General features: G+C 61.7%; 15 protein-coding genes. 14 read left to right on the forward strand and 1 reads right to left on the reverse strand.

Features of this window, described 5'->3' with window-relative positions:
* Positions 1–154: 154 nt before the first annotated feature.
* Positions 155–1,975: a hypothetical protein gene (locus ADT71_RS24080; RefSeq protein WP_156336794.1), complete on the forward strand. Its 1,821-nt coding sequence runs from the start codon at positions 155–157 to the stop codon at positions 1,973–1,975.
* Positions 1,976–1,989: 14 nt separating this feature from the next.
* Here ADT71_RS24080 and ADT71_RS31665 read toward each other — a convergent pair whose 3' ends face one another.
* On the reverse strand, positions 1,990–2,697 hold the full coding sequence (locus ADT71_RS31665; RefSeq protein ID WP_231636157.1) for a hypothetical protein: 708 nt from the start codon (positions 2,695–2,697) through the stop codon (positions 1,990–1,992).
* Positions 2,698–3,771: 1,074 nt separating this feature from the next.
* Here ADT71_RS31665 and ADT71_RS31670 point away from each other — a divergent pair.
* The 13 genes from ADT71_RS31670 (at position 3,772) to ADT71_RS24145 (ending at position 16,537) form a co-directional block, all read left to right on the forward strand.
* Complete coding sequence (locus tag ADT71_RS31670; protein ID WP_156336797.1) at positions 3,772–5,556, forward strand: hypothetical protein; 1,785 nt, start codon at positions 3,772–3,774, stop codon at positions 5,554–5,556.
* Positions 5,556–7,148, forward strand: a complete 1,593-nt coding sequence (locus tag ADT71_RS24090; RefSeq protein ID WP_054440999.1) for a hypothetical protein — start codon at positions 5,556–5,558, stop codon at positions 7,146–7,148. The genes ADT71_RS31670 and ADT71_RS24090 overlap by 1 nt, the downstream gene beginning before the upstream one ends.
* The gene (locus ADT71_RS24095) at positions 7,127–8,068 is read left to right on the forward strand and encodes a hypothetical protein (protein WP_054441001.1); all 942 of its coding nucleotides are present in this window, start codon (positions 7,127–7,129) and stop codon (positions 8,066–8,068) included. Before ADT71_RS24090 ends, ADT71_RS24095 begins: the two co-directional genes overlap by 22 nt.
* 100 nt (positions 8,069–8,168) lie before the next feature.
* The gene (locus ADT71_RS24100) at positions 8,169–11,444 is read left to right on the forward strand and encodes a right-handed parallel beta-helix repeat-containing protein (RefSeq protein ID WP_054441003.1); all 3,276 of its coding nucleotides are present in this window, start codon (positions 8,169–8,171) and stop codon (positions 11,442–11,444) included.
* Between the two features lie 30 nt (positions 11,445–11,474).
* Positions 11,475–11,720, forward strand: coding sequence for a hypothetical protein (locus ADT71_RS24105; RefSeq protein ID WP_054441005.1), 246 nt, complete (start codon positions 11,475–11,477; stop codon positions 11,718–11,720).
* Complete coding sequence (locus ADT71_RS24110; protein WP_054441007.1) at positions 11,717–11,914, forward strand: hypothetical protein; 198 nt, start codon at positions 11,717–11,719, stop codon at positions 11,912–11,914. Before ADT71_RS24105 ends, ADT71_RS24110 begins: the two co-directional genes overlap by 4 nt.
* Positions 11,915–12,166: 252 nt before the next feature.
* Positions 12,167–12,811 (forward strand): lysozyme, encoded by a 645-nt coding sequence (locus ADT71_RS30705; RefSeq protein ID WP_082370527.1) that lies wholly within the window; start codon positions 12,167–12,169, stop codon positions 12,809–12,811.
* On the forward strand, positions 12,811–13,020 hold the full coding sequence (locus ADT71_RS24125) for a hypothetical protein (protein ID WP_054441011.1): 210 nt from the start codon (positions 12,811–12,813) through the stop codon (positions 13,018–13,020). Before ADT71_RS30705 ends, ADT71_RS24125 begins: the two co-directional genes overlap by 1 nt.
* A gap of 2 nt (positions 13,021–13,022) precedes the next feature.
* A complete protein-coding gene (locus tag ADT71_RS24130) occupies positions 13,023–13,379 on the forward strand; it encodes a hypothetical protein (RefSeq protein WP_054441013.1) in 357 nt (118 codons plus the stop codon).
* Between the two features lie 103 nt (positions 13,380–13,482).
* Positions 13,483–13,635: a hypothetical protein gene (locus ADT71_RS31675; protein WP_231636158.1), complete on the forward strand. Its 153-nt coding sequence runs from the start codon at positions 13,483–13,485 to the stop codon at positions 13,633–13,635.
* Positions 13,636–13,887: 252 nt separating this feature from the next.
* Positions 13,888–15,327, forward strand: coding sequence for a Ppx/GppA phosphatase family protein (locus ADT71_RS24135; protein ID WP_054441014.1), 1,440 nt, complete (start codon positions 13,888–13,890; stop codon positions 15,325–15,327).
* Positions 15,324–16,001, forward strand: coding sequence for an RlmE family RNA methyltransferase (locus tag ADT71_RS24140; protein ID WP_054441016.1), 678 nt, complete (start codon positions 15,324–15,326; stop codon positions 15,999–16,001). The genes ADT71_RS24135 and ADT71_RS24140 overlap by 4 nt, the downstream gene beginning before the upstream one ends.
* Entirely contained in the window at positions 15,998–16,537 is a 540-nt protein-coding gene (locus tag ADT71_RS24145; RefSeq protein WP_054441018.1) for an alpha/beta hydrolase, read from the forward strand. The genes ADT71_RS24140 and ADT71_RS24145 overlap by 4 nt, the downstream gene beginning before the upstream one ends.
* Positions 16,538–16,598 lie beyond the last annotated feature (61 nt).

Below are 16,598 nucleotides of genomic sequence, written 5' to 3' on the forward strand. Positions count from 1 at the left end.
GCGCGGCCAACTTGCAGAGCAAGGGGCAACAATCCGCTCAGGCGACCAAGGAACGTACAACGACGTTGGGGGCGGCTCGCTGATGGCATCACAGGGATATCGTGCGCAGCTGCCGTCCAGCGTTGTCCGCCGTGTGGTTCAGCGACAGCCCGGCGTGGGCGAGGCCATCACCAAGGGCATCGGCCAGCTGGGCGCAACCCTTTCGGGCGTGGCCGATTTGCAGGCAGAGACGCAGGAGCGCATCGCCGCGAGCGAGCACCGGATAGCGCAGGTCGAACAGCAGAGGCGGCGTGGGCAGGCCGTGGCCGACGGCATGGGCCGGATGGCCGAAGTCGAACTGCAAATTGACGCACGGCTACAGGAAATGCGTGATAGCGCGCCTGCCGGTGCCCCCGGTTATGCGGCCCAGGCGGAGGAGCTTTATCGCCAAAGCTGGCAGGAATTCCGCGAGACATTGGGAAATGACCCGGAAGTCCAGCAGCATTTCGCGTCCATGGGCGCGCGCTGGATCGGAGGCGGCGTCCAGCAAGGTAGGGATTACGAGCGCCAGCAGCGCGTCAAGGCGGTAGGCGATCAGTTCGAAAAGTCACTCGACCTGCAATCGAGCAAACTGTTTTCGGAACCCACCGTCGACAACATGGAGGCCATGCTTTCGGATTACGACACCGCAATCAACATGCAGGTGATCGACGGCAACTCTAAGGACATTATGCGCCAGCAAGTACGGCAGAAGCTGGTGGGATCGCTTCTTGAGGGCACCCTTGCCAAGGGCAATTACGATGCGATTGACACGGCACTGAAAAGCGGCGCCTTCGATAGCTGGATTGGCGGGGGCGAGGCAAAAGCGCGCTGGACCGCACGCGTCGAAACCGCGCGCGATGTATCCGTTCGCGAAGCCAAGGTTGCGGCCAACGAGACGAAACGCGCCGCGATCGACGGGTTGGAGACAATCGAAGCACGTATCGAATCCGGCGAGACGGTGCCACAGGCCGAAATCGAAAAGGCATTGGGCGTTGCGAAGGCTGCGAAGGTCGAAGAGGCCCGCCTCATCAAATATGCGACTGCGGGGGAACGGTCGATGCGTGCACGCTTTGCCCGCAACCTTTCAACCCCCGAACTGGATAGGCAGATTGCCGGTCTAGCCAGCAAACGGGCGGCAGGTTCCGCGACCGACGTTGAAATCCAGACATTGAATGCTTTGGACCATGAAGCCGACGATCGCGCATCGAAAGGGGCGGACACCGTTTCCACCTTATGGAAGGGCTCCGATCCGGAGCGCCTGGCCGCTGTCCAGCAGCTTCATGCTATGCCGCCAAGCGAGCGTTGGCGGATCGCCGGAAAGGTCGGCGGGACCATCGGCGTGCTTGCGACCATGCAGCCAAAGAACGCGCAGACGGCCTTGCGTGGAGGGGCCATTCGAAAGGACAGGCCCGACGCATACATGCCGATGAAGGACGGCAAGGCGGACCCGAAGCAGGCCCGCGACGCGTTCAATCGCTTTGTCGGTGCCGGTATCATGAATGCCATGGGCGGTGATTACGATAAGGTTCTGAACACGGCTCTCGACCTGTTCGTAGGCAGTCAGGCCGATAGCGGGAATTCCGGAGCTTGGGGGGAAGGCGCTTTTCAGGAGGCCATCCGAGTTGTTTTTGGCCAGACCTTGCGGCGCGACGGTACCAAACAGGGCGGCATTGGCGCAATCAGAGGGCGAATGGTCGAATTGCCCGCCGGTTGGACTGCTGCCGAATTTGACCGCGGACTATCCAGAATGACCTTCCCGCGTGCGGTCTACGGTGACGGGTCGCCTGCCAACAAGGCGGACGTTCTCGCCAATTATCGTCTCGTCGTGGATAATGTGACCGATGACGGCCGGGTCCAGTACCGCTTCGAAGACGCGCGTGGCCGATCTCTCATGCGTGATGACGGCCAGAATTACCGCGTTGTCGTGAATCGCAGCCCTGCGGGAGAGAACTGATGCCCGCACCGGTTTCAAATAGCGCCCGAAGCGCCGGGCGCGTTGCGGTATCCGAAGCTGCCCCGCCGCCCGATCCCGGCTTCCTTGAAGGGTTTGGCGCGGCCTTTACCTCGGCCCGCAACGATCAGCCCGGCCGCATCCGCGACGCGCAGGTCGAGGCATACGCACCACTCATGATTGCCTTGGACAAGATGGGCGTGAACAGTTCGCAGTTCATTTTGCCGGTACGATCCGGACCGCAGCTGAATTTTGACGGCATATGGTCCCAAGTGGATGAAGTGCGCCGACGCGATCCTGCTGCTTTCAAAGATGTGCCGCGCACCCAAGCCGAGTTCGAAACGCAGTGGCGCAACAACTTTCGCGAGCGCGCGGAAAAGACGGAAGCGATTGCCGCACGCGCCGGCTTCGGAACGAGACTGGCGGGCGGGTTCGCTGCTTCTTTCACCGACCCCATCAATGTCGCCACGCTTCCTCTCGGCGGCGTTGGAAAGTCCATGCTGATGCGAGTGGCAACGGAGGCGCTGGTGAACGGCGCTATTGAAGCCGCCAGCCAGCCTTTCATCAATATCGAGCGCCAAGGCCAAGGCCGCCGAGAAATGACCGGCGAGCAAATGGCGATCAACGTCGCATCTGCCGCTGCATTTGGCGGTGCCGTGCGCGGGGGCATCGAGGGCGCTCCTGCTCTTGGCCGACAAATCGGCCGCGCAGCAGATGCCGGCCACGGGGCGCTTGGCCGCGTGATGGAAGCCAATCGCGACCGCGTGCCGCAGGCCCTCCGGGATCGTTGGGACGCGCATCTGTTGGCGAAGGCCAATCCGCTGGACGATCCTGTGCTTCTTTCCGATCTTTCAGAGGCACTTATCGGGCAGGCGAACCTTTCCGATCTGGAGCGTTCGGCGATTGTAGTTCTGCGCCGCGAGGGATCAGCCGATGCGGGTAACCCATTCATGCAGAACGGTGCAGGAACCGACCTGCACGATGCCCTCATGGACGAGGCCCTGAAATCGGCCTTCTCAGCGAACCCGATGGCGACGAGCCGGACTGCAATAGCAATGGCAGCCCGCAGCGCGGGGCAGACCCGGGAAGCTGGTTCGAGCTTCATGCGAAAGGTGCGCGGTGCGGAAAGCGATGGCGATGATGCAGCGGCAAACCCGCGATCGAGCGCACGGGGACGCTATCAGTTCACGAACGGAACATGGCTGCGATACTACACAAGGCGTTACGGTGACGGGGGGCTGAGCAAGTCAGAAATCCTTGCCAAGAAGGGTGACGGTAACCTTCAGGAAGTGCTCATGCGCGACCTGACCGCCGATAACGCCGCCATTCTGGCGCGCGCGGGCCACGCCGCCAACGACGGAAATCTATATCTTGCGCATTTCGCTGGACCCGAGGGCGCCACAAAGCTGCTCGATGCGGACGCCGATCTACCGGCATCCCGCGTGCTTGAGCCCAAGGCTATCAAGGCTAATCCCTTCCTTCGCGATATGAAAGTTCGGGACGTGATTGCATGGGCCCATCGCAAAATGGGCACGAGCGCGGGTGATGCCGGAGTTCGAGTGCGCTCCGATATCGCCAGCGACACGGAAACCGCCGCCCTGCAATCCTCTTTGGATGAGGCACTTGGCCGTGCCGCCAACCTAGCGGAAGAACACCGCCGCGCTGCACTGGGCGAAGACGATCCGCTGGCTTCCGCTCTCGATGCCAGTGCAGCACCGATCGAGCGCCTGGACATGCCGGAAAGCTCTGCCGCGCCGCTGGAGGCCCGCAGTCTGGACGCCGATGCTCCGCGCGCGGAAGTGCTTGCGGTGCTGCCGCAGCTGCGTGACGTGATCGCAGGCAGGCAAAGCCTGAACAAGGTAGAGGCGCTGGCTAAAGACCTTGGTGTTTCGGAACCCGACTTGCGCGCGGCGATGGGCGAGATGGTCCGGGAGGGCCGAGTTTCCATCAACCGGAAGACAGGCCACTTCATGCGCAAGCCTCGCGCGCCGGACGGGCCTGAGGACGTGCTAGAATTTATCGCCCGCAATGGCGGCATTCGGGATGACGAAGGCCATTCGCTTGGCCTGCGTGGCATTTCCGAGCGGGAACGGCGCGAACTGCATCCCGCCGCCATCAAGAATGTGAAGCGCAAGCGTGAAGGCGGCGGCAAACGGGACTGGCAGCGAATGACCCGCCGGAACGGTGTTTTGCTTCGGCATGAAGGCCGATCCGTCGATGCCATTGGTGAAATCCTTTGGGAGAGCGGATATCTTCGCGGGGCAGAAAGTGAGCGTCCGACAACACGCGAGGTGCTCGAATATCTCGATCAGCGTATCAATAGCGGAGAAGCTGCCTACCCGGTGGGCGAAATGCCAGCGCCGCGAACCGATGGGGCTGACGTGCCGGACCCGTGGACGATTTCCCACGTCGATCCCTTTGGGTTCGAACGCACGCCTGCCGAAATTCAGAGGCTCACGCTTGAACGCGATGACGCGCGCGCCGCGCTGATTGATCTCGGCTTCGCGGAAAACGCATTCGACCCGGTCGCCCTGGGCGACGTGCTGCACAATCTGTCCTTCACCGACGCCAAGCTGCCGATCGCAGACCGTCTTGTACACGCGGTCAACATGATGGCGGACGACGTGCAGGCGAACGCCTTTGCACACAGCCAGGATATGGATTATGATTGGATCGATTATGATTGGCCCTCTTCCCCACGATCCGACGCTGATGGCGAAAGCCGCGCAGCAGCGCCTGATTTCTCAGGACGAGAGCCTGTCGCCGGAGCTTCGACAGAAAGCGACGTTCGCGGCGAACTTCTTCGAGAAGGTGAAAGCACGGCAGGCGAGCAACTCGCCCGACTGACGCCCGCAGAGCGCACACCGTTTCTCGATCCTGACAGCCCGGCAACGCATGCCCAGGCTGACAGCCTTCTTCATGATGCCCGCGCGGCCGAGGAAGCCGCTTCCGCCTTCCGGGATATCTGGAAAGACAAGGGATTTCAGAAAGCCCTCAAAGACATCGGCGATGTGGCCCATCGCGAAAGCCCGGTGGCAGCTGACCACGTGGCCGGTTGGCGAGCTGCCGAAACCGGCGATATGACTCGCTTCCGCGCCCTCGTCGGAGAAATTTCCGCAAGCACCAGCTATATTCCGCATGGGTTCAACCCTCGGCAGAGCTACCTCGAATCCTTCTACGCGAGGGTAACAGGGAAGCCGACAGAAGTTCGCGCGATCGGGGGCGTTCGGGTCAACAAGGCTGGGAAGCGGGTTATCGACGCGAACCAGGCGCTTCGCGAACTTGAGGCGCTGGATGCTGACCATGCCGCGGCAAGGGGCATACCGGATGAGAGCGGGCAACTAGACTTTGCGGCTCCGACGCGGGCGCAGGCCCGTACTGCACTGGAAATGCAGGGGCAAGGACGCGCCAAGTCGCGATCGCCACAAAAGGCACCCGGCAGCGATGGCGGCCTTTTCGACGTGCATGCGCATGATGCCACGTTCCGCTTCACTGACGACGGCGAGGAGGCTTCCTTGCGCGAAATTCTGGATGGGTTCGATGCCGAATCCGCCGAACTCAAGAACATCAGGGATTGCTTGTAATGGCTTTGGGAACCTGTCTCACCGATCTGCATGCCAAGGGCGTCATCACCGACGCGCGCTATGAGCAGCTGCGCCCGGTCTACGACGAACTCGTGCTCCAGTTCGAAGGCCGATATGGCCGTGATGCCGCAGAGTCCATGGCCACGGAAAAAGCATTGGAATGGGCCGAGGCCGACGCCATGGATCGCAAGCGTCAGGTTCTTTTGCAGGCCAAGCAGCAAGCGGAATGGCTGGCCGATGTTCGGCGCCAGAGCGGCGATGGCCCCATTTCCCGGCGGGTGGCCGAAGACAAAATCGTCGACATGGATAACCACCGCCGCGCGATCCGTCAGCAGGCGTTGCAAATGATGAATGGTTTGCTTGCCAAGCATCGGCGCGATCTGACTGGCAGGGTGCGCAAGCCGGAAGAACTGGCGGATACCCTGTCGGAAGTTTTCGGTAAAGAAACAGGGAATCTCAACGCGCGTGAGATCGCGGATGCATGGCGGCAAACCACGGAATGGCTGCGCAGCCGATTCAACGCCGCGGGCGGCCGGATTGGTAAGCTTGATAGCTGGAACCTTCCGCAGAACCATGACATGCGCGCCATCCGCGATGCCGGTTTCGGGGCTTGGCGCGACTTTCTGTTGCGAGGCGGACCGGACGGGCGCGGGCTGCTTGATCGGGCGAACATGATCGACAGGGATACTGCCCTGCCATTCACCGATGCGAAGCTGGAAATCCTCCTGCGGGACATGTGGCAAGCCATCGCGACCGATGGCTGGAGCCGGAACAATCCGGGCGCGATCAATGTAGGCGCAACAGCCAACCGGCGTGCCGATCCGCGCTTCCTCCACTTTGACAGCGCGGAGTCTTGGACCTCCTATTCGCAACAGTTCGGCGGCGGTGGGTCGCCCTTCGACGCGATGCTCAGCCACATCGAGGGCATGTCCATGGACATCGCTGCCATGGAGAGGATGGGGCCGAATCCCAGCGCCACCTTGCGCTGGCAGCAAGGCTGGCTGATGAAGAGCACCGAAGAGACGTTAATTACGGGCAAGGCCGGGAAGAGGGCGACTGATAACGCGCGCGCCGGGGTAGAAACCCTGCAAAATCTCTATGACGAATACACCGGGGCCAACAATCGACCAGTGCGCCGTCGCTTGGCACTAGGCTTCTCGATATTCCGGGCACATCAGGTTGCGGCCAAGCTGGGCGGCGCGGCACTATCGATCGGCGGCGATTTCGGCACGATGTTCCATACCTCACGGTTCAATGGAATTCCCGCAACAAAGGTCATGTCGCGCTATGCCTCGATGCTCAACCCGGCGAACTCGTCTGATCGCGGTCAGGCAGCGCGGCATGTTCTCATGGCCGACCAATGGTCCGAGGGACACGCCGCGATGTGGCGAACCACGGGAGAGGAAATTGCGCATGAGAACATGCGCCGGTTATCGAGCGGCATCCTTCGGCTTTCCGGGCTTTCGGCACATACCGATATCGCGAGGCAGGCCTTCGGCATGGAGATGGTTGCCCATCTGACCCACATGCGAGAGCGCAGCTTTGGCAATTTGGACGAAAATTCCGGTCGATGTTGCAGCGCTACGGCGTAGGGGAAGCCCGCTGGGAGAAGCTGCGGGCCATACAGCCGGATAGTTACAAGGGTACCGACTGGCTGTATCCTGAAACCGTATCGAAAGCGGGCGATGGAGCGCTTGCCGACGACCTCATGCGAATGATCGTGACAGAGGCCGACTATGCCGTTCCGGTCCCGGATCTTCGAACGCGGGCAGCGATCGGTTCAACGATGCGTAAGGGCACATGGATTGGAGAAATCGGCCGCTCCGCATTTTTGTTCAAAGGCTTTCCGCTGACGATGCTGAACATGCACGGACGCCGCATGCTCGACCAGGGCGGCGGCGGCGCGGCAGGCCTTGCCGCAGCGGTCGCATGGCGCTTCGGGCTTTCATTGCTCGCAATGACGACGATCGGCGGCGCGCTGTCCTTGCAGGTCAAGGAAATTGCGAAGGGCCGCGACCCCTTGCCGATGAACTCGTTAAAGTTCTGGGGATCGGCACTTGCCCAAGGGGGCGGCCTGGGCATCATCGGTGACTTCCTCTATTCCATGCAAGATCGGTTCGGGGGAGGAGCCGCCAGAAGCCTTGTCGGTCCCGGTGGGCAATTCCTCGACAACACGGCAGGCGCTGTCGTGCGCAATACCAGCGCCGCCATGGATGACGATCCGGAAACCAAGACCCAGTGGAAAAAGGATGCAGCACGGGTTGCCCTGTCCGAAACGCCAGGGATTTCGCTTTGGTATGCCCGTCTGCTTCTGGATAGGAGTTTCGGTGATATGTTGACGGAGTGGTCATATGGCGAAGATGTCGACGATCATTATCGCCGCCTTGACCAATACGCCGAGGATCGCGGTACCCGGTATTTCGCCGCGCCGGGTGCCGGCATTGGCGGTATGCGCGCGCCAAACCTCGGAAATGCTTGGAGCAGTGCGGAGGAGTCTGTCGCGCCCCAATAGTTGACCGTATTATCCATATGGACTAATTGCTGCCTTAACGCTGGCTCCATCCCTGTCCGCCTGCGCCGCGCCTCCGTGCGCGCCGCAATTGGGTGTAGACATGGCAGTCGGCAGCGAAGTTACTGAACACACTTTCTCGCCTGGGTCGGCCATGGCACCGGAAGCTCTGACGGGATTGATCTTCTATGATCCCGTTGAGCTGGTCGTCGAGCACTGGCCCTACGGTGCCGAGGCAGGGACGGTCCTGTATCTCGACCAAGACTACACTATTTCCGGCGATTGGGCGTCAGGCACGGCCAGCATCACCCCCCGCGCCGTCTATCCGCTGGGTGCAGAATGGCGCATCCGCCGCGAAGGGCTGATCCGACAGCCCGAGGTTCTGCCTAAAATTTCGCCACTTTCGTCCAAGGATGTGGAGCGCGGACTAGATCGCCCCATCCTCCGTTTGCAGGAACACGCACGCGAAATCATGCGCACATGGCGATCGCCGCGCGGGGAGAATGGCCTCGACCTTCCGGGCGTCGGCAAGCGCGCACTCAAGGCCCTGTTTTTCGACAGTGAAGGCAATGCCGACCCTATTTCTATCGACGATTTCTCCGAACCTGCGCGCGCCGCCGCAGATAGGGCCGAGACGATCGCGAACGGGTTGCAGATTACAACGACGTTTAAGGATGCTCTCTTCGGCAGCAAAATAGCTCTGGCTGCTGTGACGACCCCGACACCCGGACAATCGGCAGTCGTCACCGATCCGGCCAAAGGCGGCAATTTCCGCTTCTCATCCATCGACCGTTCGGCCGAGGTTGCGCTTGATCCTGACGGCGGACTCTTCTTCCCCCCTTCGGGAGGGAACGGCTCTGCCGGTGCCTGGGAGCGATCGTTCGGCACTACCGTCATGGCGGAATGGTTTGGCTGCGTCGGCGACGGCTTGACCGACGATCAGCCCGCATTTCAACGGCTCGTAAACACCATGGCCGCCCTTTACCCTAAGGGTTTCACGGTTTCTGCCGCGCTGAACAAGCTGTTTCGTTTCGGTGCAGTCGTCCGCCTTCCCAGCGGCGCGCGAATCGAAAGTATCAATTTCACGAACGCCGGAACGAACAACTTCTTCGAAGTCGTCGGCGGACTGACGGCACCAACTGCTTTCACAGAATTCGTCACGGATATTGCAATCGCAGGCTGCAATTTCTTCTGCGATGTATCCAACACGTCGAACGTTCTGCGAGCAAGAAACTTCAAGCGGTTGCGGCTGCAAAATAACATCTTCCAGAATTGCAGCCTTTCCAGCTTCGGACATGCGGCCGAGGATCTCGGGCTATACAAGATTGCCAATGGCTCCGCGGATTCTTCGGGCCTCCCCGGCTCCGGTACAGACCCGGCGATTGTGGCTGGCTTCTCCACCGGGCCGGATTTCGACGATCTCAATTCCGACTGCACCATTTCTGGCAATGTGGGCAACAGCGGCCGGTACAACGGCAGTCTCGCCCGCCTCGAATTCATCAAAAATGTGACGATCACGAACAACATCGGCATCGGGTGTAAGATTTCTTGGTGGGGAGGCGGCGCAAGCGCAGCCGAAGGCGGCGAACTGTGGATGAAGCGCCGTGTCCGCAATGTGACGATCACGAACAATTATCTGAGCCGCGCCAATGGCTGCATCAATGGAAATAATTCGGACGGAATGACTATCGCAGACAATATCTGCGAGGATTCCATGGATACGTGCCTTGACCTTGAAGGGTGTTTTAATTGCTCTGTTACGGGCAATTTCGTTCGCGACGCGGGCAACTTCTGCACATCGATATTCTACGCGTCGATGAACAACGTCTTCGCAAACAACACGCTTCTACAGACGAAAAGAGCCAAAAACCTCGGATCGTTCCTGAATACGACGGGATACACAAGCGCAGGCACTTGCACGTCAAGCGCAGGAACCAACGGACGGGTTAGGCTGACCTTCGCCGCTTCGCATGGCTTTTCGGATGACCAGATGATCGCCCCTGGCACAAAGTCAGGCAACATGGGCGCCGCGCTCTCCGGTTGGTATCCGATCCTGATCTTGGATGCGACGACCTTAGAGCTGGTCGGAACCGAAGATATCGGGACCATGACCGGCGCCGTTTCGAATGTTCGTTACCAGCGCGGCAACATCATGTTTCAGTCGAACCTTGCGACGTTCGATGCTGCGGACGAGGCCGATCGTGTCCTCTGGCAAGGTAATACCTGCATCTACGAAGGCACCCATAACCTTGCGACCATCAACGGCGACACAGCGATGCGCACGATGATGGTGAGCGGAAATCACCTTCGCAACGTGCGCATCGTCGACGTGAGCCTCGACAGCAAATCGGTGATTCAGGGCAACTATCTGGAATTTGACAGTCAGCCGGTTTGGGCCACCGCAAACGTTGCACTGCTCCAATCGACCGGCCGCATAATCGACAACACCCTCAAGGTATTGCCGAAGTGCGTTCTGCCTGCCGGCACTGTCGGCATCGCGACCTATCAGGTCGTGTCCAGCGGAACATGGGGCGAGATGCGGGGCAATTCCGTAGAGGACTGGCCGAGCCAGCTGACGGCAGACATGGGCTATCAATACCGCGTCGATGCTTCGAACCCGTGCGGCCTCATGATTATCGATAACGTGTTTGACACGGTTCTCGACATGAATGCGTCGAAGGGCAGCATTCGCATCGTTTACGAAGGCAACCGCAGCAAGAACAAGTCCCTGCCGGTGGCCCGTCCCGCCGTCGCTTCGATCGGAACCCTTGGCGGCCTTGTGCGCGGTACGAAGATCGAAAGCGGCGTTGCGTTGTCCGCGGGCGGCGTTTTTGCACAAGTCGCTCTCAACGATGGCTGGGATACCAGCAATGCCTGGGTCGCCGGCATGAATGTGGCTGTGGGCGACATGCTATATAGCGGAAGCAGCGTCTATCGCGCCACCGCAGCCGGGGTTGCCGGGGCGACCGCGCCGACGGGTACCGGAACCGCAGTCTCAGACGGGACGCTGACATACCGGTATATCACCGCGAAAGTTGTGTGGGGTGCGCTTAGCCTGGCCGCCCCTTCCGCAGTGAGTAGCGCGGCGACCGGTGCAATCACCCCCGATATTTCGACGGCAGGCACCTTCGTTCGGACTGCGCTTAGCGGCGGGATCGCGATCAATGCTCCCACCGGGACGCCCTTCGACGGTCAGCCTATTCGCTTCCGACTCAAGGACAACGCAACCGCCAGAGCACTGGCATGGAATGCGATTTATCGAGCGATCGGGGTCGCCCTGCCCGGTACGACGACAGCCTCGAAAACGACCTACGTCGCGGGTTCCTACAACGCCGCCGATGCGCGTTGGGACATCACTTCCGTTCAGACCGAGGCGTGACGTCCACGCCAATCAACAGGGGGAAACACTATGCCCATACCCAAATATCAAAGTCTGGATGAACTCAGAGACGAGTTCGCGCAGGCCGCCGACGAAATCGGCACGACTTCCCTGTACGCCCGGCCAGCTTCGGAGGGAGAGCGCGAAATCGCGGACTATCCGGTTTACGCCGCCAATCGGGAATTCCGCTGGCTGCTTTCACAGCAGCAGGTCGAAGAAATCTTGGCCTCCAATGATCCGCCCGAGTTGGCGGCGCTGCTGACGGTGCTCTCATGATCCGCTTTCCGTTCAACGTACCCGAGGGGGTCAAGCAGCTGCTCGACGCTCTCTCAATCACCGCATTGCTTGGGAGTCTCATGAGTTTGCTGCCTGCCATCGCCTCCATTCTGACGATCCTTTGGACGGCTATCCGCATCTACGAGACGCCGACCATCCAGCGGCTCGTAAACCGGCGGGAGGAAGAACTTTGAGGGCGTTCGTCTCAGGCATTCGGAGCCGCCTTATCGAGGATTGGCGGCTTTGGTGGCGCTATTGGTCCGTCCGCCTCAACGCGATCGGACTGGCCATCCTAACGGGTTGCCAGCTCATTTCCGACGCGTGGAGCACGATGCCTCCAGACCTGCGCGCGGCACTGCCCTACGCCCGCGATGTATCCATCCTGCTTTTTGCAGCCGGGATCGTCGCGCGGCTTGTCCAGCAACCCAATCTGACGGAGAGAAAAAATGGACGCGGATAAGCGGCCCCCGCTGACGCTACCGAAAAAAGGATCTTTAGCCGCGGTGGTTGGCATATCCGCGGCTGCAATGCTGCTTCGTCTCGTGCCGGAAGAAGAAAGCGGCCGAACGGTTGCGGTACAGATTGAGCCAGATGGCAAGGCGCAAGTCATTCACATATCGGGCAGGCAATACCTGACCGCTTATCTGGATATTGCCGGCGTGGGTACCGCCTGCGATGGGATTACCTCCTTCCAGGGGATGCCCATCCGGAAGGGTCAAGTCTTCGACGAAACGCAATGCGCCGCCATGCTCGAACGGGAACTGGTGAAGCACGCCGAAGGTGTGATGCGCTGCACGCCGTTCAACACTGGGACGCAACCCTACCAAATCACGGCGGCAGTATCTTTCGCCTACAATGTGGGCGTTGGCAGCTGGTGCGGCAGCACAGCGGCGAAACGCTTCAAGGCAGGCGATATCACCGGTATGTGCGACTGGCTTCTTCCTTGGAATAAAGCCCGCGTCAAAGGGGTATTGCAACCTGTTACCGGGCTTTCGAAGCGCCGCAATCGGGAACGCCAATATTGCCTTACCGGTACCGGGCCCACTTTCACGCCCACAACGCTAAATGCTCGTTTACAGGCGTTTCGCTGATGCCGCGCGTCACCCTGTCCATCGCGCGGCTGTTGCGATCGAATCAGCAGTTGGCGATCGCCAACGCTGGCAAGGCTGCGGCTGAAACCGCAAAAGTTGCCGAAGAAACGCAAAGCCTGATTGATTTGACGCTGGGCCTGGACGTTGACGGGACGCGACAATCGATAGCCAGCATCGAGCGACGGCTAGATCAGCTGGAGGAACCATAACCATGGCTTGGTTGGTATCCGGTCTGATCCACGCAGGGCTTGCTCAGGCCCAAGCGAAGCGTTTTGCACCGTGGGTAGCGCTCGCCCTCTTCTTTGCCCTCCTAGGCCTCTCCGTGGTCATTTTCAGGCTGTGGGATTTTCAGGACGATAAGGAGGCCATCACGGTCGACAGAAACGCTGCCCGTGCAGAATTTCAGGAGCGTCAAATCAACGCCGAGCGTGCTGCCGGCGCTGCGAAGGTGGAGCGCGATCGCGCCGCTGCCGCGAAGCAAGACAAGTTGGAGGATAAAATCGATGATGCGCGGGCACATGGCGGCACTGCTGCTGACGACGTGTGGAATAACGGCTTGTGGGATTGAACCCAAACGCATCGAAACGGCCCAGACCGATCGTGCGACCCTCGACCAATGCCCCCGATCCGTCACATCACCCGGCGCCTTGCCGACAAGACAAACGATCTTGTTGGCGGATGGCCGTCAGGCAATCGAAGTCTCCGAAGCTGACGCCCGTGAGAACATGATTCTTTCCGGCGCGCTCGTGTTCAAGCGCGCGTGGACGGACTGCCGTAGCGTCGTGATCTATGTCGAAGAGAGAGATGCCAAGCTGGCAAAATGACCGGTGCGACGCTAGGGGCGAAATCAACCAAAGTCGCACAACATTTTCTATATAAGTTCTTGAAAATGCTGGATTGCCCGAAAACTTACCATTAGACGACGGGGCATCGGGAGGCGCCCCTCTAGTCGGGGTCGTGATTCGCGTCAAGCCACCTTTTTGCAGTCAGGGTTGCCCCTTTGCCCGGGGGGCGTTAGCATCGCGTCAGGTATCCGCCGCTGGCGGTAAGATTTTATTCGAACGAGATTACATATCATGGCGGAGCAAGATCCGCCGGCAGCAAGAGTCGATGTGTCGGGCCGCCCGGGAAGGCGGCGCAAGGCGAGGAAGGGCAAGTCACGCTCCTCCGGACCCGGCACGGCCAAGGCGCGCCCTCCGGGCAGCGCCGCCGAGGCAGGCGGAGCGCCGCGCGAAGAAACGAATTCCGACGCGCAGTCGTCACCCCGCCAGTCGCAATCGCGGCCGGGAAGTCCGCGTCAGAAAGGTTCGCGAAAATCCTCGTCTCGCCGGGGCAAGAGCGGGCGCGCGCCCGTTGCCCGCGCCAAGGCGGCCGGAACCGCGTCCAGCCCCGCACCGGAACTCCAGATCGAACCGGCCGCCGCCGCCGATCCGAAACCCGCCATCGCCCGTTTCTCCCCGGTCGCGCCGGGGCAATCGCTGCGGACGCCGTACCGGCAATCCTATGCGGCGATCGACCTCGGCACCAACAACTGCCGGCTGCTGATCGCGCGTCCTTCGGGCGAGAATTTCACGGTGATCGACGCGTTCAGCCGCGTCGTGCGGCTGGGTGAAGGCCTGGCCCAGTCCGGGCGACTGTCCGAAGCGGCGATGGACCGCACGCTGGCGGCATTGCGCGTCTGCGCCGACAAGTTGATGCGGCGCAACGTCTATCTCGCCCGTTCGGTGGCCACCGAAGCCTGCCGCCGTGCGGAGAACGGGCCGGAATTCATCGAACGCGTGCGGCAGGAAACCGGCATCGCGCTCGACATCATCAGCGCCCGCGAGGAAGCGCGGCTGGCCGTGCTCGGCTGCCACGTCCTGCTGGAGGAAGGTTTCGGCCCGGCGATGATTTTCGATATCGGCGGCGGTTCCACCGAACTCGTCCTGATCGAAAGCACCGGGACCGTGCCCCGCATCCTCGATTGGCAATCGGTGCCCTGGGGCGTGGTCTCGCTCACCGAAAGCTGCGGCCCTGAAGGCACCACGCTGGAAGAGCGCCTGGAACGCTACCGGATCATGCACGGCCTCGTGTCCGACAGTTTCGCCGACTTCGCCAAGCGCGTCTCCCCGGCGCGCGAAGGCGCTGCGCAGACCGGCCCGCTGCGCCTGCTCGGCACCAGCGGCACGGTAACCACGCTCGCCAGCCTGCACCTCGAACTGCCGCAGTATGACCGCCGCATGGTCGACGGGCTGATCGTTCCCGCCGAATCGATGCGCGAGATCAGCTCGCGGCTTTCCTCGATGTCGATCGAGGAACGGCGCGAGGTGAACTGCATCGGCCGGGAGCGCGCCGATCTCGTGGTCGCCGGCTGCGCGATCCTCGAATCGATTCTCGACCTCTGGCCCGCCGCCCGCCTCGGGGTGGCCGATCGCGGTATCCGCGAAGGCATCCTGCGCAGCCTCATCGCTTCGCATTCGGCCAGCAAGACCCTGGCTCCCGCCGGGCACTCACACCAATTGGAGAACCGGCCATGAGCCGTTCCGGACGCGACCCCAACGAGCGGCTTCGCACCGCCAAGAAGCGCACGACCAGCTCTGCGCGCTGGCTCACGCGCCAGATCAACGATCCTTACGTCAAGCAGGCCAAGGCCGACGGCTATCGCAGCCGTGCCGCGTACAAGCTGCTGGAGCTCGACGAGAAGTTCGACCTGTTCAAGGGCGTGACCCGCGCGGTCGACCTGGGCATCGCGCCGGGCGGATGGAGCCAGGTGCTGCGCCTGAAATGCCCCAAGGCCAAAGTCGTGGGCATCGACCTGCTGCCTACCGACCCGATCGAGGGCGTGACCATCTTCGAGATGGACTTCATGGCCGACGAAGCCCCCGCCGCGCTGGAAGGCGCGCTGGAAGGCGCGCCCGACCTCGTGCTTTCGGACATGGCCGCCAATACCGTGGGCCACAAGCAGACCGATCACTTGCGCACCATGGGCCTGGTCGAGACGGCCGCCGACTTCGCGATCCAGTATCTGGCGCCCGGCGGCACGTTCGTTGCCAAGGTCTTCGCGGGCGGCACCGATACCGAACTGCTCGGCATCCTGAAAAAGCGCTTCACCAGCGTGAAGCATGCCAAGCCGCCCGCCAGCCGCAAGGGTTCGTCCGAGTGGTACGTGATCGCCAAGGGCTTCAAGGGGCCTGCGGACACGCCTGAATGACGCGCTACGTGGTCCTGCCCGGCATCGGCGGTTCGGGCGCGGAGCACTGGCAGTCACACTGGGAGCGCGCAGACTCCCGAATGCACCGCTTTGCGCCGGAAAGCTGGGATGCGCCCCGCCTCGACCAGTGGATCGAAGCGCTCGACCACGCGGTGTCTCGCGCGGCGGAGCCTCCGGTACTGGTTGCGCACAGCCTCTCGTGCCTGCTGGTGGCGCACTGGAGCCGCCGGTCCAGCCTGACGGTGCGCGGCGCCTTCCTGGTGGCGCTGCCGGACCCGCAAGGCCCGTCGTTCCCCGCCGAGGCTGCCGGTTTCGCCGATCCGCCGGAAGCGCCCCTGCGTTTTCCCGGCCTGCTGATCGCCAGTTCCAACGATCCTTACGGCACGCTCGAACATGCCCGGCTGAGGGCGGGCCAATGGAGCTGTCCGCTGATGGAGGCAGGCGATCTCGGCCATATCAATGCCGCCAGCGCGCTTGGCGACTGGGCCTGGGGCCGCGCGGAACTCGATCGCTTCGAGGCGGGCCTCGCGAGATAACGAAAACGTCCGCAAGGCGACTCGGTGACGCCCGCGGACCGCTTTCTGCCGGCCTGAGCCG

It is taken from the genome of Novosphingobium sp. ST904, assembly GCF_001298105.1.
Lineage (GTDB): Bacteria > Pseudomonadota > Alphaproteobacteria > Sphingomonadales > Sphingomonadaceae > Novosphingobium.